The organism is Streptomyces sp. NPDC005402 (assembly GCF_040606575.1).
In the GTDB taxonomy this organism is placed as follows: Bacteria; Actinomycetota; Actinomycetes; order Streptomycetales; family Streptomycetaceae; genus Streptomyces.
The window spans coordinates 14,066-33,777 of record NZ_JBEXFB010000035.1 but is presented as its reverse complement, the minus strand read 5'-3'; the positions used below and the strand labels follow the sequence as shown (position 1 = coordinate 33,777).

Genomic DNA, 19,712 nt, shown 5'->3' with positions numbered 1-19,712 from the left:
AGAAAGCGCTTGCCCCAGGCGGTGCAAATGCGCCACCGGTCATTGACCGGGCGTTCCATGGCGGTGCGAGGGTGCCCGTCGCGGGCGTTCTTGCGGTGCTCCGTGACCTGTGATCAGAATGTGGCGGCCGATGCTGGCCGCTGACCTGGGCGGCCAACACCGTGCGGGATTTCGCTCCGACTGCGTTGCCCACCAACCGCGGAGCGGTGGGGTTCTGACCTCTTGGACCGATGAAATCTGTGCATCGGGTTTCAGCCGGGTCACAACGGCTCAGATTCCATCGAGCGGTTCTCGAGAACCAATCAATTCAAGGAGGACTCATGTCCGAAGCATCGGGGGCTGAGGCGGGCGCTCTGCGGAAGGAACTAGAGCGACAGTGGCTGGCGATTCTAGGACGAGAAAGCGAGGATGCCGTCGCGAATGACGAAAATTTTTTCGAGGCCGGCGGGCAGTCGCTTGAGACCATCGCGCTTTACGCCTCTATCACTGAGTTCTTCGGCGAAACAATGACTTATGCGGACTTTCTGGATGTTATTGCAGATGGTGACTTCGGGGGACTGTGCCGATCGGTCATCACGAAGACAGAAGCCACGGCTTCGATCACCGGACCTGTGAGCAAAAGTCAAACACTCGATATTTCGACAGGGCCCGGAGGGTACGACGACCTGTCTGCCGGTCCAGATGCGGACCCCTTGGACACATCGCTGTCCGAAGGTCTCATCCGCATCGGCGACAGAATCAGCATGCTGGCTTCTGAGCATCCTGACGATACCGCGATCATCCTCGTCGGGCCGAAAGGGCGCGAGAGAAAATATTCGTGGGCCACGTTGGAGGCCCAGGCTAACGCGGCAGCCCGGGTGCTGCGTGACAGGGGGGCCGCAGGTGGCGTCACACTCATCGCGTTGCCTAACGGAATAGAACACATCGTAGCAACCATTGCGAGTTGGAAGCTTGGCGGCCTTGTCGTACCAGTCAATCCGGCACTACCGGAGGGTAGAATAACTGAACTACGCGACATGATCCCGGAAGCAGTCGTTGTCGGCAACCTTCCAGGTGCTTTGGCCCCGACCGAGCTACTCAAGAGCGGCCATGATTCACCCTTCCCGTCGATGGGGACACCGCGCTCTGCGGCACTGACCGGAGGCAGTACAGGCCGGTCGCGAGTCGTCCTGCGCAGGGCCCCGTGGGTCTATGACATGAATAATCTCAGGCCCGCAGGTTACGACGTTCCTGGAATGCGACCGGGGCAGATCCAACTGGTGGCACTACCGATGTTCCACGGTGGGTTCATCGAGCTGCACAACGGCCTGGCCCTCGGCCATACCGTCGTCGTGATGGAAAATTTTTCACCGCGAAGCTTCTTGCGTCTTATTCAGGAGCACCGCGTCAACTTCGTCAGTCTCGTGCCTACTCTCATGCGCACCATCATCTCTGTCGAAGACGTCAACCAATTCGATCTGAGCAGCGTGGAGGCCGTCTATCACGGTTCGGGACCATGCCCGGAATACGTCAAGCGGCGATGGATCGAACTCGTCGGAGCTCATCGACTGTACGAGATCTACGGCGCGGCAGAAAGTATCGGGTTCCTTCTCATCCGAGGAGACGAATGGCTGAACCATCCCGGTAGCGTTGGTCGCCCTCAACCCGACAAGGGAGCGGACGGCCAAGCCGTCGACGTACGGATCCTCGACGACATCGGGGACGAAGTCGCGTGTGGCGAGATTGGCCAGGTCTATCTGAAGTCAGCGGAACCACGGCAGCCAACGTACGTTGGAGGCGGTCGGAAGCTACGTGAGCATGCAGGCTTTCTTAGCGTCGGCGATCTTGGCTTTCGCGACTCGGACGGGTACATCTATCTCGTTGATCGTCGCAGTGACGTGATCAATGTAGGCGGTGCAAATATCTATCCGACTCAGGTCGAGAACATTCTGTTGGAGTGCGATGGCGTTGGAGACGTCGTAGTTGTCGGACGCCTTCATGACATTCTTGGTGCGCAGCCACATGCTATTGTCGTTCGGTCGCGGCCGAACTTGTCGGAAACTGATTTGGTCGAGTTCTGCCACGAGCGCATGGAGCTGGAGATGATCCCGAAGTCGTTCGAATTTGTCGCCGCTCTGCCCCGGGATGCTGCGGGCAAAATTCGACGAAGCGGACTGAGCACGCCGAACGAATGAGGGCGCGCCCTTTCGTATCGACGTTGGCGCGATGGGTTGAATTCGGAAAAAGTGTTTGCCATTCAAAGTCTCCCTGGTGGCCGAGAAGAGGCGATGCCTCTGCGAGAGCTGGCGAATCGCCTCATCGGATTGGGCTCCAAATCGTGCACCTCGCAAGACCAGCGCGGGAGGGGCTCGTCGACGGTTGAGACGCCAACGAGATCCGGCTTCCCGCGGCGTCGTAGGGCCTAAGGACGAGGCCTCGATGCCCCTCAGCCATGGGCAGCTGTCGGTGCTGCGGTCCGTGGAGATGCTCCCAGAAGAGCGCTTCGCGGATGCTCGCCTCGGCTTCACCGCCGACCTGAGCCCGAACCGGCGTCGCGCCGAGCGGCGGGCTTGATCTCCGCGTTGACGCTAGTGACGCCCCGACTCGCTGGCATACATGAGCCCGCACGACGCGGTCGCCGCCTGGTCGACCCTCGCGTGAGGCGTCTCGCACCTCGCCGGCAGGATCAAGCCTTTGGAGCTGACGAACCTGAGTGTCTTTTGCGGGTCGCACCCGGGACCGACCCGGCGTAGCGCCGAGAGCGTCGGGGGTGCGTCCGCCGAGCGCGGCATCGGCCTCGCGTCTAGGGCAATGGCTCGGTCGGCCTGATGGGGATCGTCCCGGGGTCCCTCCCTGCGCGTAGGTTACGTACGTCGCCGACGCGGTGGTGGCAGCAGGCGGCGACGTTGTCACCGTCATCCCCGAGTCCTGCGGGCGGTCGAGACTGACCAGCGCTACATCGCCCGCCTCAAGTTCGTCGCCACGGTTTACGGGCGATATGCCCAGACGGGCGAGCGCTCCGACACCCTTCTCGCCCGCCGGGCGAATCGGCACGTACGAGGAGGCCTTCGATGCGATGACCTGTCCCGGCTAGGCATGCACGGCGAGCCGATCCGACCGGGGGCCGCCGACGGGTTCCTGGCCCGCAACGTGCGCAAGAGCATCGTCGTCACGCCCACCGCCACGCTCGGCAGCCAAGGCGCTTTTGATGAGGTCCATTCAGCGACCTGAGGTGTCGCTGTCGTCAGCTGACGCACCATCCGTGGCTTGAAGTGCACTCGGCGCGGATTGCCGTGTGGACGCCATGAGCGCCCAACCGATATCCGCCCATCGAGTTGTACCCGGCCATCGGGTTGGTAGCAGTCGGATGATTGGGGGCTGGCCTCCGATCGCGCTGTGGCGGCGTTCAATGTTGTAGTACTCGATCTATGGCAGCTAGAGGTTGTCCCGTAGGGGGCGTGAGCTATCCGGTGAGGGCCAGGTTGTGTAGCCGGGCGATGCCGAGCATGGCCTGGTGAACGCGGTTGCCCTTGAGCCGGCAGTCCCGCAGGATCTTCCAGTTCTTCAGCCGGGACAGGGCGTGTTCGACTCGTGCCCGTGCCCGGCGGTGGACGCCAGGAGAGGTGCACGCGCTGCCGGTCCGGCGCCAGAGCGGACCCCCGGTCGACATCCGGGCCCTGGGGCTCGATCGGCTCTGCCTGAGGAGCTCCGGTGGCCGTAGGACGGTGCAGGGCTTGTCCCGGCGACAGTGAGCCGATCGGGCAGGCCCACTGATCGGCATCCCAGGACGTTGGGGCCGTGGTTGCCTCATCCGGGGCCCGGCACTCGGGAGAACGCCCTTCACTCCCGGTAGGCTCCGAAGGGTGAGCAACCTTTTCCAGCGCCCTGCCGGGCCAGCTGAGCACGTCGAGCGCGCGCTGTGCGTGGCCGCGCACCCAGATGACCTCGACTTCGGCAGTGCGGGCACCGTGGCGACGTGGACCTCGGCTGGCACCAAGGTCACCTACTGCATCCTCACCGACGGCGATGCCGGCGGCTTCGACGAGAAGGTGCCGCGCGAGGAGATCGGACCGCTGCGCCGGGCCGAGCAGCGCGCCGCGGCGGCCGCTGTCGGCGTGACCGACGTGAGGTTCCTCGGGTACCCGGACGGCCTGCTGGAGCCGAGCCTGGACCTGCGCCGCGACATCGCGCGGGTTATTCGGGAGGTCCGGCCGCAGCGGGTCGTCACCAGCTCGCCCGAGCGGAACTGGGAGTGGATCGACAACTCACACCCCGACCACATGGCGGCCGGTGAGGCGACGCTGCGCGCGGTGTACCCCGACGCCCGCAATCCGTTCGCCTTCCCGGAGCTGCTGGGCGATGAGGGGCTCGAGGCGTGGACGGCGAACGAGGTGTGGCTCTACGGCACCGCGCGTGCCGACCACACTGTGGATGTCACCGACGTCGTCGGGCTCAAGGTGGCAGCGCTCAACAGTCATGTCTCACAGGTCGCCCACATCGACGTGGAGACGTACATCACCGAGTGGATGAGGCTCACGGCCGAGCGGTTCGAGCTGCCCGAAGGGCGACTCGTAGAGGCCTTCCACGTCGTCCACACCGCTTGACGCGAGCGCGTGTGGCGCGCCCTACGTCCCTGCTCGAACCCGAGCGGCGATCGGGTTCCGACCCTGGCGCACGTACGCACTCGGCAGGCCGAGGACTCCCCCGCTGATACCAGGACGTCATCAGCAAGGCGGAGCTTTCCGACAACGGGCCGGTGCGCGGGACGATGGTGATTCGGCCGACGGGCTATGCGCTGTGGGAGCGCATGGTGGATGAGGTCGACGGGCGCATCAAGGCGGTCGGCGCGCACAACGCCTACTTCCCGTTGTTCGTCCCGGAGGAGTACTTCGCGCGCGAAGCAGACCATGTCGAGGGCTTCAACCCGGAGCTCACGCTGGTGACGCACGCCGGCGGCAAAGCGCTGTCCGATCCTGTCGTGATCCGCCCGACCAGCGAGACGCTGTTCGGTGAGTACATGTCCAAGTGGATCTCGAGCCATCGCGACCTTCCGCTGCTGCTCAATCAGTGGGCCAACGTGGTGCGTTGGAAAAAAGCGGCCGCGCATCTTCCTGAGGACCTCGGAGTTCCTCTGGCAAGAGGGGCACACCGCCCACGTCGACTTCGATGACGCTCGGGCGTTCGCCCGCATGATCCTGCACGATGTCTACCGGGACTTCATGGAGAACGTGCTCGCGATCCCGGTGGTCGTCGGCCGCAAGACGGCGCGGGAGCGTTTCGCTGGGGCGACTACCACCTACGCGCTCGAGGGCATGATGCGCGACGGCAAGGCCCTTCAGATGGGCACCCTGCGTGAGTGCACTGAGAACTTCTCCCGTGCCTTCGACATCAGGTTCACCAACGCGGCGGGCCATCGGCAGTACTGCAAGACCACGTCGTGGGGACCTCCTCACGCATGGTCGGCGGCATGATCATGTGTCAGGGGGACGACGACGGCCTGCGGGTGCCGCCCCGCCTTGCCCCCATCCAAGTGCTCGTAGTGGCTGTGACGGCCGGTGACGAGGTCATGGCCGCTGCACACAAGATGCGGGACTCACTGCGTGACGCGGGCCTCCGCGTCGGGCTGGACGACGGGGTAGACACGCCCTTCGGCCGCCGGGCCGTCGATGCCGAGCTGAAGGGCTACTCCTCCGGGTCGAGATCGGTCCCCGCGATCTGGCGGCCGGTCAGGCGACCGTGGTGACGCGCATCGGTGCCACGAAGGAACAGCTCGCCCTGGAAGAGGTCGCGTCCAAGGTGACCGCTGTCCTCGACGCCGAGCATTAGGCGCTCTACACCGAGGCGCTGGCAAACCGCGAGGCACATACGGTTGACGTGTCCACGCTCGACGAGGCCATCGAGGCCGCAGCGTCGGGATGTGCGCGTGTCTCGTGGGACATCGTCGGGGTCGAGGGCGAAGCGAAGGCGAACGCACTGGGCGTCACGGTCCGCTGTCTCATCGGTGCGGACGGGAGCGTGCCGGATGACGACGAACCGGGCATGCTCGCGATCCCCAGTCGCGCCTAATGAGGGTCACTCCCGGCTACCGGGTCCGACGACCAGGCCGTGGTAGAGCGACGGCCGACGATCCGTGTGGACGTTGTTGCGTGGCCCCACGTCCTTGGTCGATGCGCGTTCGAGGTCGCAGGCAGCGTACGTGATGGTCGGTATCGATCCGCCCGGCGTCCAGGCGGAGGCGAGTGGCCACCCGTTGACGTCGACGATGGTGGAGGCACCTACCCAGCTCATCCCGCGCTCGGACCCAGCTCTGTCACAGGCAGCGATGAACAACCGGTTCACCGAAGCACTTGCCTGGATCCGCACGATCTCCATCGGCATCGCGCCGACCGCCAGAGGCCCTTGTGGCCAGTTCGTGGGTGCGCACAGCAGTTGAGCGCCTCTGAGTGCCGCCAGCCTCACCCACTCAGGAAAGTCCAGGTCGTAGCAGACCATCGTGGCTATCCGCCCGAACCGGGTGTCGACGACCGGCGGTTCTGCGTCGCCGCTCGCGAAGCAGTTGACCTCGCTGTCCCACAGATGAGCCTTCCGATACACCGCGCGGAGCCCTTGTACGTCGACCAGGGCGGCACTGTTGAACAACTGTCCCTGCGACACTTCGCAGAACCCACCGACGACGACGACATCGAGCTCGGCCGCCAATCGGACCCATGAGCTCACAGTTGGACCCTCGGCCGACTCAGCGCAGGCAAACGCCTCCCGATTGTCTTCGACCACGTGTCCACTGGAAACCAGCTCGGGCAGCACGACGACGGACGCCCCGTTCGCCACCGCTGTCCGCACTGCTGCTTCTGTACGTCCACGATTCAGGGTGTTCGCCCCTGCCACGGGTGCGAGCTGACAGCAGGCAACCACGACCGACGTCATCGGATGGTCTCCTGTGCCGGCCCCTGGAGCGGCGCACAAGGGACCCCGGTGGCCCGACTGAAGTTGTCGAGGGACCGGCGACAGTGCTGGCGGGTCCGCTCACGGCCGCCCCGGCTCATGATCCGGCGACGAAGCCGACGGGGCCAGGGGAACCACCTCTCGGTGTCAAGGCCGTAGTCGAGGAGGGCTGACTTAGGGACGACGTCGAGGATCAGGCCGAGGTTGTAGGCGAGCAGCGACCCACGAACCCACGGGACCGCTTGCGGTGCCCTGCGGCGGAGCTCATACCAGTTCAGCGCATAGAGCGGGACGGTGGTCAGCTCGTCGAGAAACATCAGGTGGGTGAGGAAGTATCCGGCCGTCCCGCTCACCCCGGTCGTGGTCGAGGTGAGGTTGACCGACATCATCCGTCCCCCCGGCGACGCATACGGCTCGTGCGCAACCTCGCGTGGGCCGAGGAAGCCGGTGCAGTTCACGATCCAGCTGCCGTCGGGGATCGACATGCGGGCACCGCTGCGCAGCACCATGACCGGCCCGGCAAGGGTGTCTTCGACGTCGATCAGGTGATCGCGAAGAACTCGGCTCACCCCGTTCCGCACGACATCGGTCTCGGTGCGGGAGAGTATCGCGCCCACGTTGTGGATCGGGTCACGCACAGGGCTGGTGGTGTAGCGAGACTGTGCCCAGCGGGAGACCTCTTCGCTGTTCGTCCCATCGAATCGTCGTAGCGCCTGGGCATACATCGCGCTGGTCGAAGTTCTGCCCCACCACCGTCGCATGCCGGTCGGGTAGAGCTTGTCGCGGTCGAAGAAGTAGGTCCCCGATCCGGCGACGAGGCCGATGCTTCGGCCGGACCCGGCCACCAGAGCCTGCACGGTGTCCATCGCTGTCTTGCCACTCCCGATCACCCAGACCGGTCCGTCGTCATCCGACGACAGGAGACCGTCCTGTGCCAACAGGTGCGGTGCGGTCGACCGCACCTGCTTGCTGGACAACGAGAGCGGGGGGTTGACCGATACGTCGAACCCGGCTGCGTGGATGAGTCGCGCGGCCCTGAACGTGTGCTCCCGCCCTTCGCGATCGTGGGCTCGGATCATGACGTCCTCGGGACCCTCGACATGCGACAGGTACTCCGACCCCCATCGTGCGTCGATGTCGAGATTGCACGAGATGATGCGGAAGCAGTGGCGGAAGTGGGCCTGCACCTCGTCTCCTCGCGCGAGGTAGCCGCGATCGGCGGTCAGGCTCCATGGGATGTTGCCGGCCGTGAAGAAGGAGTACGGCTGGTGCAGTCGCACGTAGGAGTAGGCGTCGTTCCACATGCCACCCGGCTGCTCGTGCCGATCGAGGAATAGCACCCGCGCGCCCTCGGGCAGGTAACGGCCGGCGACGAACGCTGCGTTGAGACCGGCGATCCCGGCACCGACGATGCAGAGCTCGTAGTTGGTGGAGTCCGCCGCTGCCGTCATAGATCCCTCGTCCGCGCGCCCGGCCCGGCATCGTCGCCGGCCCCGAGGGACCGACGGCTCGGCACGGACAGCGACCCGCTCGAGCGCACCGAGCGTGCAACTCTCGGTGAGAATGGTCGCGCGATCATCAACGCGTCAGCAGAGAGACGGCTGCCGGGTTCAGGAGGTTGACCCGCACAAACCCCGGGTAACCCTCTCCGCCGAAGCAGTTGATGTCCATCGCCACGTAAGTGGTGGCATCCACCGACGGACGGCCGAAGACGAAGAATCCGGACTCCGGCTCGACCGCCTCCGTCACAGCACCGCTGGCCAGCAGTTGCCGATAGCGGTCGCGCGCAAAGCTCATCAACGGCAGAGCACCATCATGCGTGCCCAGCACTTCGACCGCTCGGTGGGCGAACAGCCGGTCCGCCAGTCCCGCGGCTCCGTGCAGTCGTTTGTGGAGCTCGGTGAACGCGGCCGCATGCTGAGACGGCACGATGGCGTAGGCGAAGCGGAATCCGTGCATCGCCAGGGTCTTGGTGGGGCACACCAACCGGAACGTCAGGTCAGGATCGAGGCGATCAGTTGCCTCCTTGGTGGCGCCATCCCACCCCATGTACTGGAATGTGCCGTCCACGATGACCGTCGAACCCGTACGCCGCTGCCAGTCGGCGATCCGGTCGATGGTGGCATCTCGAAGCGGCACGCCCGCGAACCACACCGGGTCGGTGACCCAGAGCAGCCCGCGGCCCTCGGGCAAGCTCAACTCGGCGCTGTCGGAGAAGTCGACGTCGGATGCCACTCGGCGCACACTCATCCCGAGTTTGCGGATCCACCACGCGGCGTTGTAGTAGACCGGCGGCAGGTAGGCAATCTCCTTGACTCCCTGGAGGAACTGGTACATCAGCAGCGTAGTGAGAAAGCTGGTCGAGCCGGCCCCCGTCACGCAGCGTCCTGCCGTGACGGAGGTTTCGCCGTACCGCCGCACGTGCAGCTCGGCGACGGCGTCCGACAGCTCCAGGTCCTCATCCATACGGCTGTACGTCCCGAGCGAACCCAGCTTGCCGATCGGTATCCCGCCGAGATCGCCGAGGAACTGATCCATGAAGGGGTGGTCGCCGTTCCAGTCCGACACGAAGACGCAGCCCGGGCGCTCGATCAGGGCGTCGCCGACCCGGTCGTGCGCTGCGAGCTCGGCGAAGAGCAGCTCCCGATCGTCGACACGGCTTGCATCGGTAACAGGAAATGGCAAAGTCATAGATAAACCTCACGATGAAGATAGATAAACTTCACGATGAAGACCGACTGAGATGGTGCGCGTTGCCGACCGCGGGATGCGCATTGGTCGCGAACTTATGTGACGCGCAGTTCACGCGCAAGGAGCCTCAACAACCACCCGGCCCCTCTCAGTTGTCGGTGCCACAGGCCAAAGTGGACTCGTACTCCGACCGGGCCCGCGCGCGCACGGACGAATCCGTCCAGTAATCCACCATCGTCATCGCCATGGCTTTGGCGCCGTCGATGACAGCCTGGCCGGCGGCCTCGGACGCGGCGGCGGCTGCGAATTCCACCTCGTGGATCTTGACCCCTGGAGGAGCCACTGCGATCAGGGGGTGGATCACCGGCATCCGATAGCTGACGTGACCCATGTCGGTCGACCCGACCGTTCCTCCACCGCCGGCTGGGTCACCGACGGTACGGCCCAGGGCCGCCATGTTGGCGACGTAGCTCGCGGTCAGCGCGCGATTGGTCCTGACCTCCTCCGTCGCTCCCAGGTTCGTCACGTGGATCTCGCACCCGGCGGCCGTCGCCCCGCCCTCCAGGCACGCGATGACCCGTGCTTCCAGCTGCTGGGCGCGGGCCAGCGTCGCCGAACGCAGGCTCCACCGCGCAACGACACGGTCGGGCACCACGTTGACCTTCTGGGGCATCTCGGTGAACACACCGTGGATGCGCTCGTCCGGCGCGATGTGCTGACGGAGCGCGGCGACGGCGTTGTACCCCAGGACCGCGGCGTCCAGCGCGTTCCGTCCGTGCTGCGGGGCCGCCGCGGCGTGCGCCGCCCGGCCGGTGTATGTGACCACGAGGCCGATGCTGGCCAGCGTATCCATCTCCCACAGGTCGGCGTCGGCCGGGTGCACCATCATGGCGGCGTCGACACCAGCGAAGGCACCTCGCTCGGCCAGGGTCATCTTGCCCTGAGGTGCTGCTTCCTCGCACGGCGTCCCCAACACGAGAAGTCTGCCGATCGCCTCGTCGGCCACGGTGGCGGCCGCGAGCCCGGCCCCCAGTCCTGCGGCGGCGATCACATTGTGTCCGCAAGCGTGCCCGATGTCCTGCAGCGCGTCGTACTCGCAAAGAACCGCGACAGTGGGTCCGTCGTTCCCCGCCCGTGCTGCGAATGCGGTGGCCAGGCCGTAGGCGCTGCGCTCGGGGGCCAGTCCGCCTCGCTCCAGCGCGTCGGTGAGCAGGTCGTGGGCGAAGACCTCCTGGTGCCCGACCTCTGGGTGGGCATGGATCGCCCGGGATATGCTCACCAGCTCCTCGGCCCAGGCGTCCACCTCGGCGCACACGCGGGCCTTCAGTTCTCCCGCACGATTCACGGCGAGCCTCCCAGGTCGCGATCAGGCGGGCCCAACGAGAGACATGTCGATGGGCCGAGGAACATCTCCGAGCGGCTGGTCATCCGAGTGACTGGCGCAGGTCGGCCATCAAGTCCTCGATGTTCTCGACACCGACCGAGAGCCGGACCAGGTCGTCCGGGACCTCCAGCGAGGAGCCACTGACTGCGGCGTGAGTCATCTTCGCCGGATACTCGATCAATGACTCGACGCCACCGAGTGAGTAAGCCAGCTTGAACAACTGTGTCCCCTCGCACACTGCGAGCGCAGCGGCGGCCCCGCCGGCCACCCGGAACGAGACCATCCCGCCGAAGCCACGCATCTGCTTGGCCGCGACCACGTGCTGCGGGTGGTCCGGCAGGCCCGGGTAGTACACCTGGGTGACTTGGGGGTGCCGCTGGAGCAGCTCGACGATCGCCGCGGCGTTGGCGCAGTGCCGCTCGAGCCGGAGCTCGAGGGTCTTGATCCCACGCAGCACCAACCAGGCGTCGAACGGGCCGGCCACTCCGCCGAGCGAGTTCTGGTGAAAGTACAGCTCGTCACCCTGCTCCGCGTCCCGGGCCACCAGGGCGCCGCCGATCACGTCGGAGTGCCCGCCGAGGTACTTGGTCGTGGAATGCATGACCACGTCTGCGCCCAGGGCGAGCGGCGTCTGCAGAGCAGGCGAGCAGAACGTGTTGTCCACAGCCAAACGCGCCCCCGCGTCGTGCGCTATCTGTGCGAGGGCGGCGATGTCGGCAATCCGGAGCAGCGGATTGGTCGGAGTCTCGCACCAGATCAGCTTGGTCGTCGGCCGGACCGCGGCTCGGACCGCGTCGAGATCCTCCAGCGGCACCGGCGTGTACTCGACTCCCCAGCGCGCGTACACAGTGGAGAAGAGCCGATAGGTGCCCCCGTAGACATCGCTGGGGATCAGCACGTGGTCACCAGGTGCGCAGATCGTCCGCAGCAGGACGTCGGTGGCCGCCTGCCCCGAGGCGAATGCCAGGCCGCGGGCGCCGCCCTCGAGCGACGCCAGGCAGGTCTCTAACGCGGTCCGGGTCGGGTTGGTGCTGCGGCTGTAGTCGTATCCAGCTCGCAGGCCGCCCACTCCGTCCTGCTCATAGGTGGAGACCGCGTAGATCGGCGGCACCACCGCGCCGGTCAGCGGGTCGCTCTCCTGGCCGGCGTGGATGGCGCGAGTTGCGAATCCGGGCGTGGGGGACTTCATATCCATAGCGCGTACCCTAGCTGCGGCACTGGCGATCGTCGCCGTCTCTGACCATGAGAAAGACTGCTTCCTTGGCTGTTTCCGCACCGTCGATGTCACGCAACTTCGACCTCACTGACCGGGTGGCTGTAGTCACCGGCGCCTCCTCTGGCCTCGGCGCCGAGGTCGCCAGGACCCTCGCCGCGGCGGGCGCTCGCGTGGCCCTCGTGGCACGCAGGCAGGACCGGCTGGCGGCGCTGGCGCAGGAGACGGGCGGGACCGCCTTTCCGTGCGATCTGCTGGACGACGCCCAGCTCGGCGGGCTCATCTCCCAGGTCTCGGGAGCCCTGGGGCCGCCGACGATTTTGGTGAATGTTGCGGGCGACATCTTCAGCAGGGACCCGGCCGAGGCCGAGCCGATCCAAGCGATCCGACGCACCTTGGACCTCAATCTCGTCGCGCCGTTCCGGTTGTGCCAGGACGTCTTCCCATTGATGGCTTCCGCAGGGCGCGGCTCGATCGTCAACGTCACGTCGATCAGCGGACAGGTGGGCATCCCTGGTTTTCCGCAGGCGTCCTACGCCGCCAGCAAGCAGGGGCTGGCCGGGCTGACCGCTGAGCTGGCCGTGCAATGGGCGCGGAACGGCATCCGGGTCAACTGCGTGGCTCCCGGGTTCTTCCGCAGCGAGATCAACGACGAGCTCTTCCAGGACGAACAGTTCCGCCAGTGGCTGGCGCGCAACCAACCTCTGCCCGGGCAGGCCACGTTCGATGACTTCACCGGCGCTGTCCATTGGCTTGTCAGTGACGCCGCCAGACACGTGACCGGGCAGACGGTCGTCGTCGACGGCGGCTGGACCACCCAGTAGGCGGTTGACTCCGTTTCATCGCCGAGGACTTCAGGTCGTCGACACCCGCTCACGCGGTCTTCGTTCGTGTGCCGCTCTGAGAGGGCGGTATGAGACCTGATGCCCGATTCTTCGTTTCGTGCGAGACAAGCGGGCAGGTCGTGGCGATGTCGGTCGGCTATGGCCGGGGCTGGGTGAACAAGCCTGGCTCGGTTTCGGTCAGGATTCCGCGGTCGGCCAGCCGCTTGAGCTTGAGGCGGACGTTGTTGATGTTGTTGGGCGCGACCGGCAGGTCCATCGCCTCGCTCACTTGCCGGGCCCGCAGCGGGTGGCTGACGGCGGTTAACACCGCCATGATCTGCTGGTAGGCCGGATGATCCGGCAGTTTCGGGGCCGGTGGCGCGGGCGGCCCGGGGTCGGGCAGCCCCAGCAGTGTCTTGCGGGTGATCCGGACTTCCTCGGCGGCCCGGCCGAGTTCGTCGAGCCGTGCAGTCAGCTGCGTGATCTGTTCCCGTATCGTCTCGGCCTGCGCGGTGATCTCCCGTTCCCGCTCCTCCAGCCGTGCCAGCACCGCGCCGAGGGTCAGCTTCCTGCCGGTCATGCGGTGCGCCAGGCGGGCACGGTCGCCGCGGTCAGCCGGCGCAGTATCACCGCGGTCATCGCCCAGTACACCCGTGACTCCGAACTGCGGGGCAGATGCTCGTAGTCGCGCACCAGCCTGCGGTGCAGCATCAAGATCCCATAGGCGCGTTCCACGACCCACCGCTTGGCCCGGGGAACGAACCCGGTCTGCGCGGGGGTGATCCCATTCGGTAACCTGCACCTGTTGGGTGTCTCTTCCTCACGACGTTCTTGATCTAGACAATCCAGATCATCGCAGGTGGAAGGCACCCTTCTCCTGTCGGAGCGTCAGATCACAGTCGTAGCTGAATACATGAGGACCGACCCACCCTGGCGCGCAACTGAGGAATGTCCCCGGTCGCGCGACGGATCGCGCCCACAGTCTTGGCTGCCAGGCCCGCCGCCGAGGCGATGGCGCGATCGGACCAGTGCGGATGGGAGGCAATGAGCGTTTTCAGCGGAGCCGCTCCAGGGTGAGGACTGCCGCGGTGATTGACGACATTCGATTCGGGCTGCAGCGCGCCCTACGGAAGATCCCCCAGGACTTCAGTCGTGCGACGCCGCGCTCAACCGGTGCCCGTGCGGCGGACAGCGCACGGTTGACGGTCTGCTGGGTGTGCGTGAGGCCGCGGCCGGGCGGGCGTCTGACGGGCGTCGTTACCCACGGGCCGGCTCCCATGTAGGCGCGGTCGGCGAGAACCGGGATGCCTTGGCTTTCGCAGATCCGGATGATCCGGCGGGTGCGGGCCACGGTCAGGTCGTGCGTTCGGCCGGGCAGGGAGGGTGAGATCCACAGCAGCCGGCCATCCGGATCGGTCACCAACTGCACGTTCACGCGATGTCGGCGATGCTTGGCGGAGTAGTCGGCCCGGCCGTCGCCGACCCGGTGGCACTCAGCGAGCGTGCCGTCGAGCAGAACGTAGTCCGGATCGGTCTCACGCAGCACCTTGAGCAGGCCCGGTGCACGCTCTGCCAGCAGTCTGATCACCGCGGCGGTGTAAGCGTGGGCGGTGCCCACTGAGACACCGAAGCCGGTGGCGATCCGGGCGAGCGTGTCGTGCTTGCGCAGGTACGTCAGAGCGCCCAGGGCACGCTGGTGCGGTGGGAGTTTGCACCGTCGGTCACCCTCGCGGGTGACGAAGAGCATGGTGACCCACTCGACCAGGGCGTGCGGCAGGTCGAGTGCGGCAGAATACATAACCAACGCGGCTCCTGTGCCTGTGGGTTGAGACTTCGAACACCTCCCCCAACGGCACGGGAGCCTCGTGCGTTGCGCACTCCGCCGACGTCACCCGATCGGTGGCCGTGTTGAAAACGCTCAATGAGCCCTTTCCAACCTCACTTGCCAGGCGGGTGGTTGGGCTGACAGACAGATGAAGCCCCTGGATGGGTTTTCGACCAAGAGAACCGTCTCCACCAGAGGCTTCGCATGCTTGTCTACCCGTCCGGCGTCGACGTGTCCAGCTCGGCTCTGCGCTTCCTCGCTGCCTGCCTGAAAGAACACCGCCGTGCTCTCGGAACCCGATGGCGGCGCCTGAACGCAGGGCGACAGGCCCTGCTCACCCTCGCCCACCTGCGTAACGGCCAGCCCTACGCCCAGCTCGCTGCCGGATTCGGGATCGGCACCACCACCGCCTACCAATACATCACCGAGGCCGTCACCCTCCTCGCCGCCCTCGCCCCCACCCTCGCCGAAGCCGTACGCGCGGCGTCGATGAAGGCGTATGTGATCCTCGACGGGACGCTCCTGCCCATCGACCGAATCGCCGCCGACCATCCGTTCTACTCGGGCAAACACAAGAAGCACGGCATGAACGTGCAGGTCATAGCCGATCCGAAAGGGCGTCTGATGGGGGCTTCACCAGCCTTGGCCGGCGCCGTCCACGACATCCGGGCCGCGCGCGAGCACGGCATCATCGAGGCACTCGCTGAGGCCAGCGTCAGCTGCTGGGCAGACAAGGCCTACCAGGGTGCAGGCTGCACGGTCCGTCTCCCTTACCACGGCCGATGGGACAGCCTCTCCACTGGCCAGCAGGCCGTCAACCGATCCCACGCGAAGATCCATGCATTCGTCGAGCAGGCCATCGCCACCCTCAAGTCCTGGCGCCTCCTCCGCAAACTCCGCTGCTCGACGACTCGGGTTACCAGCCTCGTCCAAGCCGTCCTGGTCCTCCAGCTCACTGCCACGGGCTGAGATCAACCCGCAGCATTCACCAAGTCCGTCAACTCGGCTTCCGTAGTCCCAGCCCGCAGACGAACGTCGAAGGTGTAACCCTCATCGCAGAACACCAGGTCAAGGTCCGTGGGTGTCAGCCTGCGGAAGACGATCGCCAACCAGATCGCGTCTTTCTCCCAGACGTCCATATACAGGCAGGTACCGTCCTCGTGCAGATAGGCCTCACCTGGGCCGTTCGCGGTCTCGAACTGCCATATGAGGCTGCGCACTTCGCTGCGTTGCTTCGAGTCGATCTCGCCCCCGGGCCACCGGGCACGCATCGCTTCTGTCAGACCATCCCGATCGATGCGCCATCCGCACGCATCGCCTTCGACCACCGCCAAGAACGTCATAGCCAGGGTCTACCAGACCTCCGTGGCACAGCGTCGATCGGCTGCCGCCTGAAGTTGGAATGGGCTCACTCACCGAGCCCGGACGAAGCCCGCGTCACCGCGGCCCCCGGCCAGTGAGGTCAAATCGACGCAACGCCTCCGGGAAATTGGAACCCATTAGTTAACCTCCCAGTTGACGAAAATTCCTGATCGGCGATGCTGGTAAATCTCGTTTCACTCCACGCATCGGCAGGAACCGATGATGAGAATACGTGGACCGACAGACCAGGACAACAAGAACAAACTCGATAAGAAGTATCAATTTTCTCGTCATGCGGCCTTGAAATGGCACCCTCTGGAATGGAACGATATCGGCGACCGTGCAGGTTGCCGCACTACGAGGAGAGCCGGTGCCCCAGAGAGCCATCGCCTCCGTGAAAAGTCCGGTCGTCTTCTGGTTCGACCCGCTGTGCCCTTGGGCCTGGATGACATGCCGCCGGCTACTGGAAGTGGCGAAATCACGCCCAATAGAGGTCCACTGGCACAGCATGAGCCTGGCCGTACTTAACGAGGACAAACCCGAAGAGCTGCAGGCGGATTACCGGCAGATGCTCGAAGCCCACGCTTGGCAACCGGTGCGTGTAGCGCGGCCTGGCAGAAGCACGGCGGCGACATCGTGGGCCCGCTCTACACCGCGTTTGGCACCCGCTTCCACAACAACGGCGAGGGCCCGACCATCGAAGCGCTCGCCGGCGCATTGGCGGACGTCGGTCTCCCTGCCGATCTCATCGAGTACGCCGACCAGGAGGACTTCGAGTTCGACGCCTTTCTCCGCGCCTCCCACACGGAGGGCATCGGGAAGGTCGGGCAGGAAGTTGGCACTCCGATCATCGCCCTGCCCGGTATAGACGGCGAGGAGATCTCCTTCTTCGGCCCCGTCGTCGCCCCGGCCCCCATGGGAGAGGACGCCGTCAAGCTCTGGGACAGTGCGATCGCGGTCGCCTCAATCCCAGGCTTCTACGAGATCAAGCGGACCCGGACTGCACAAGCGGACTTCAGCAACCTGTAGGTCACTGATCGACGATGCCCTGACCGCCTTGCCGTCCCCGAGCACGGCATTCTCAAGGCTCTGTCCTGCGGCCCGGTCAGCAACACCGCGAGCGGGACCTGCCGACGGTGAGAGCACGATACCGACGGCCCGGCCCTGGAAGGAATCGATCACCGCCTGCGACCAGTCCTGTTTTTTCTTCAGCCCGATTGGCTCCCGTTTCACTGTCCGTGCCCATGAATGGAGCAAGAATGCGCATCGAGAGCACCGACACCAGATTCCGTGCCCTCGACGGCCTGTACTTGGCAGGCACGCTGACACTACCGGCACAACCCAGGGGCCCTGCGGTGGTCCTGTTACACGGCAACGGTGTCACCAGGGAAGAGTGTGGATTGTTCACGCGGCTGGCTGCCGCGCTGGGGCGGGCGGGCGTGCCCAGCCTCCGATTCGATCTTCGCGCTCACGGGGAGAGCGAAGGGAGCCAACAGGACCGGACACTGTCCTCGCACCTGAATGACATCCGGGTCGCCCTGGCGCACGTACGCGAGATGACGGGAGTCGAGGCCACGAACTTGGTCGGTACCAGCTTCAGTGGCGGTCTGGCTGCCTACTACGCGGCCAAGCAACCGACTGAGGTCGGCCGACTGGTGCTACTCAACCCGCAGCTCGACCACAAGCACCGTTTCATTGATCAGAAGCCGTGGTGGGTCAATGACTTTCTCGACGAGGAGCAGGCGCAGCAGCTCAGGGAGCGTGGTTTCCTGGACCACTCTCCCACCGTGCAACATGGGCGCGCACTGCTGAACGAAGTCTTCTGGATCAGGGCGTTCACCGTACTCGATGAGATTCTGGCGCCAACCCTGATCGTTCACGGCACCGAGGATACCTTCGTCCCCATCGACTCTTCCCACGCCGCCATCAAGCGGCTCAAGGACGGTGACGCGTTGGTGCAGATTGAAGGGGCGGCGCACGGCTTCGCAGTGCGCGGGGATCCCGATTACCTCGACCCGCAGACCCACAGGTGGCAGGCCATCGCGATTCAGAAGGTGGTCGACTGGCTGACTTCGCCGGTTCACTGGGAAAACATGTCCGGTCAGCGGACCGGTACTCGCACCAGCAAAACGGCGGTCGAGCTCCCATCCAACCTTTGGTGGATGGGGTGCCCGTGGTGGGTAGGGTGATGGCCGGTCACAGGCGCCGAAATTCGGAGGGCTCCGCGACCTGCCGATGTGTCAGTTGAGCTGGCAGGGGTCCTGGAGCGGGAGACAGCACCCGCCGGCACCTCCACCCGCCACTAGCATCCGGCCGTTTCCACAGTTCAGGGGTGCGCGAGCTGTGCCTGGGACTATCCGATCGGTTACCGAACATCATCAGTTGTTCCCCGAATAGCTCGCCGCCCGGGGGCCGATAGAAAAGACATGGAACTGTTCACCTTGGTCATGCTCGGGTGATCGCTCTTTTCGCGTCCGTCATATTGGTGTCCGTCATCTTCGGCAACCCGCTCTCCATCTGGATCTGGGACCGGTTTCAAGGCGTGAACGGCTGGCAGGGCTAGCGTGGATGTTCCTGGTGGAGGCGACCCCTGCCGTCTTCATCGGCGTGGCCACTCTCTTCCACCTCGACTACAGCGTGCGCACCAGTCCCTCCTCCTCCCACACACTGGAGCCAACATGCCGAGGTTCGCAGCGAACCTGTCCATGATGTACACCGAGCACGACTTCCTCGACCGCTTCGCCGCGGCCTCGGCAGACGGCTTCACCGCCGTCGAATACTCCCTTCCCTACGCCTACGACGCCAGGGAACTGCGCCACCGGCTCGATGACCACGGCCTCAGCCAGGTGCTCTTCAACGCACCTTACGGGGCGTGGGAATCCGGAGAACGGGGGATCGCTGCGCTACCTGGCCACGAGAGGGAGTTCCGCTCCGGGATCGCCCGGGCTTTGGAGTACGCCGCCGCACTGGACTGCCCGCGGTTGCACGTGATGGCCGGTCTCATACCGCCGGACGTGACTCGGAAGGAACTGGCCGAGCACCGCGACACCTACCTGGCCAACCTGGAGTGGGCCGCGCCACGAGCCGCCGAATTGGATGTCGACATTTTGGTCGAACCCATCAACGGCCGCGACATGCCGGGCTACTTCCTGTCGAGACAGGCGGAGGCCCACGCGGTGGTGCGGGACGTGGGCGCCCCGAATCTCAAGGTGCAACTCGACCTCTACCACTGCCAGATCGTCGAAGGCGATCTCACGACGACGTTGCGCCGCGATCTCCCGACCGGTCGGGTTGGTCACCTGCAGATCGCTGGCGTACCGGACCGCCACGAGCCCGACCACGGCGAGCTCGACATGAGCTACTTGTTCGGCGTCGTCGACGACCTGGGCTTCGACGGGTGGATCGGCTGCGAGTACATCCCTCGTGCCGGCACGAGCGACGGCCTCGGCTGGCTGGACAACTACCGAGGAGACAGTGCATGAGGATCGTCAT

Annotated in this window: 15 protein-coding genes and 4 pseudogenes; 9 read left to right on the top strand and 10 right to left on the bottom strand. The window is 65.4% G+C overall.

Annotated elements, in window-relative coordinates; translation table 11 throughout:
• Positions 1–320 precede the first annotated feature (320 nt).
• Both ABZT02_RS41215 and ABZT02_RS41210 read left to right on the top strand, forming a co-directional pair.
• Positions 321–2,174: an AMP-binding protein gene (locus tag ABZT02_RS41215; RefSeq protein ID WP_356027485.1), complete on the top strand. Its 1,854-nt coding sequence runs from the start codon at positions 321–323 to the stop codon at positions 2,172–2,174.
• A gap of 244 nt (positions 2,175–2,418) precedes the next feature.
• Positions 2,419–2,553: a hypothetical protein gene (locus ABZT02_RS41210; RefSeq protein WP_356027482.1), complete on the top strand. Its 135-nt coding sequence runs from the start codon at positions 2,419–2,421 to the stop codon at positions 2,551–2,553.
• Between the two features lie 889 nt (positions 2,554–3,442).
• Here the strand turns inward: ABZT02_RS41210 and ABZT02_RS41205 are convergent.
• Positions 3,443–3,589, bottom strand: a pseudogene (locus tag ABZT02_RS41205) (transposase); the annotation flags it as partial.
• A gap of 253 nt (positions 3,590–3,842) precedes the next feature.
• On the opposite strand from ABZT02_RS41205, the gene ABZT02_RS41200 reads away from it, so the two are divergent.
• Entirely contained in the window at positions 3,843–4,583 is a 741-nt protein-coding gene (locus ABZT02_RS41200) for a PIG-L deacetylase family protein (RefSeq protein WP_356027480.1), read from the top strand.
• Between the two features lie 63 nt (positions 4,584–4,646).
• Positions 4,647–6,045 (top strand): annotated as a pseudogene (proS, locus tag ABZT02_RS41195) (proline--tRNA ligase).
• 6 nt (positions 6,046–6,051) lie between these two features.
• Here the strand turns inward: proS and ABZT02_RS41190 are convergent.
• From ABZT02_RS41190 to ABZT02_RS41170, 5 genes are all read right to left on the bottom strand, one after another.
• Positions 6,052–6,903, bottom strand: coding sequence for a nitrilase-related carbon-nitrogen hydrolase (locus tag ABZT02_RS41190; RefSeq protein WP_356027477.1), 852 nt, complete (start codon positions 6,901–6,903; stop codon positions 6,052–6,054).
• Entirely contained in the window at positions 6,900–8,372 is a 1,473-nt protein-coding gene (locus ABZT02_RS41185) for an NAD(P)-binding protein (protein WP_356027475.1), read from the bottom strand. Before ABZT02_RS41185 ends, ABZT02_RS41190 begins: the two co-directional genes overlap by 4 nt.
• Positions 8,373–8,499: 127 nt before the next feature.
• Entirely contained in the window at positions 8,500–9,612 is a 1,113-nt protein-coding gene (locus ABZT02_RS41180; protein WP_356027472.1) for an aminotransferase class I/II-fold pyridoxal phosphate-dependent enzyme, read from the bottom strand.
• Positions 9,613–9,760: 148 nt separating this feature from the next.
• Positions 9,761–10,957, bottom strand: coding sequence for an amidohydrolase (locus ABZT02_RS41175; protein WP_356027470.1), 1,197 nt, complete (start codon positions 10,955–10,957; stop codon positions 9,761–9,763).
• 79 nt (positions 10,958–11,036) lie between these two features.
• Complete coding sequence (locus ABZT02_RS41170) at positions 11,037–12,191, bottom strand: cystathionine gamma-synthase (protein WP_356027467.1); 1,155 nt, start codon at positions 12,189–12,191, stop codon at positions 11,037–11,039.
• Positions 12,192–12,256: 65 nt separating this feature from the next.
• Here ABZT02_RS41170 and ABZT02_RS41165 point away from each other — a divergent pair, with 65 nt between their 5' ends.
• A complete protein-coding gene (locus tag ABZT02_RS41165) occupies positions 12,257–13,033 on the top strand; it encodes an SDR family oxidoreductase (protein ID WP_356027465.1) in 777 nt (258 codons plus the stop codon).
• Positions 13,034–13,190: 157 nt separating this feature from the next.
• Here ABZT02_RS41165 and ABZT02_RS41160 read toward each other — a convergent pair whose 3' ends face one another.
• From ABZT02_RS41160 to ABZT02_RS41150, 3 genes and pseudogenes are all read right to left on the bottom strand, one after another.
• Positions 13,191–13,613: a hypothetical protein gene (locus tag ABZT02_RS41160; protein ID WP_356027463.1), complete on the bottom strand. Its 423-nt coding sequence runs from the start codon at positions 13,611–13,613 to the stop codon at positions 13,191–13,193.
• Positions 13,610–13,798, bottom strand: a pseudogene (locus ABZT02_RS41155) (transposase); the annotation flags it as partial. The pseudogene ABZT02_RS41155 and the gene ABZT02_RS41160, both read right to left, overlap by 4 nt.
• A 289-nt stretch (positions 13,799–14,087) precedes the next feature.
• Positions 14,088–14,837 carry a transposase family protein gene (locus ABZT02_RS41150; protein ID WP_356027460.1) on the bottom strand — a complete coding sequence of 250 codons (750 nt, stop codon included), beginning with the start codon at positions 14,835–14,837 and terminating at the stop codon, positions 14,088–14,090.
• Between the two features lie 225 nt (positions 14,838–15,062).
• Between ABZT02_RS41150 and ABZT02_RS41145 the strand changes: the two genes are divergently transcribed.
• The gene (locus ABZT02_RS41145) at positions 15,063–15,827 is read left to right on the top strand and encodes a transposase family protein (protein WP_356027457.1); all 765 of its coding nucleotides are present in this window, start codon (positions 15,063–15,065) and stop codon (positions 15,825–15,827) included.
• A gap of 2 nt (positions 15,828–15,829) precedes the next feature.
• On the opposite strand, the gene ABZT02_RS41140 is transcribed toward ABZT02_RS41145, so the two are convergent.
• Entirely contained in the window at positions 15,830–16,201 is a 372-nt protein-coding gene (locus ABZT02_RS41140; protein WP_356027455.1) for a hypothetical protein, read from the bottom strand.
• 389 nt (positions 16,202–16,590) lie between these two features.
• Here ABZT02_RS41140 and ABZT02_RS41135 point away from each other — a divergent pair.
• The 3 genes and pseudogenes from ABZT02_RS41135 to otnI all read left to right on the top strand — a co-directional run bounded on the left by ABZT02_RS41135 (position 16,591) and on the right by otnI (position 19,702).
• Positions 16,591–17,249 (top strand): annotated as a pseudogene (locus ABZT02_RS41135) (disulfide bond formation protein DsbA).
• A gap of 230 nt (positions 17,250–17,479) precedes the next feature.
• A complete protein-coding gene (locus ABZT02_RS41130) occupies positions 17,480–18,409 on the top strand; it encodes an alpha/beta fold hydrolase (protein ID WP_356027451.1) in 930 nt (309 codons plus the stop codon).
• Positions 18,410–18,898: 489 nt separating this feature from the next.
• A complete protein-coding gene (gene otnI, locus ABZT02_RS41125) occupies positions 18,899–19,702 on the top strand; it encodes a 2-oxo-tetronate isomerase (RefSeq protein WP_356027448.1) in 804 nt (267 codons plus the stop codon).
• The last annotated feature ends 10 nt before the right edge of the window (positions 19,703–19,712 follow it).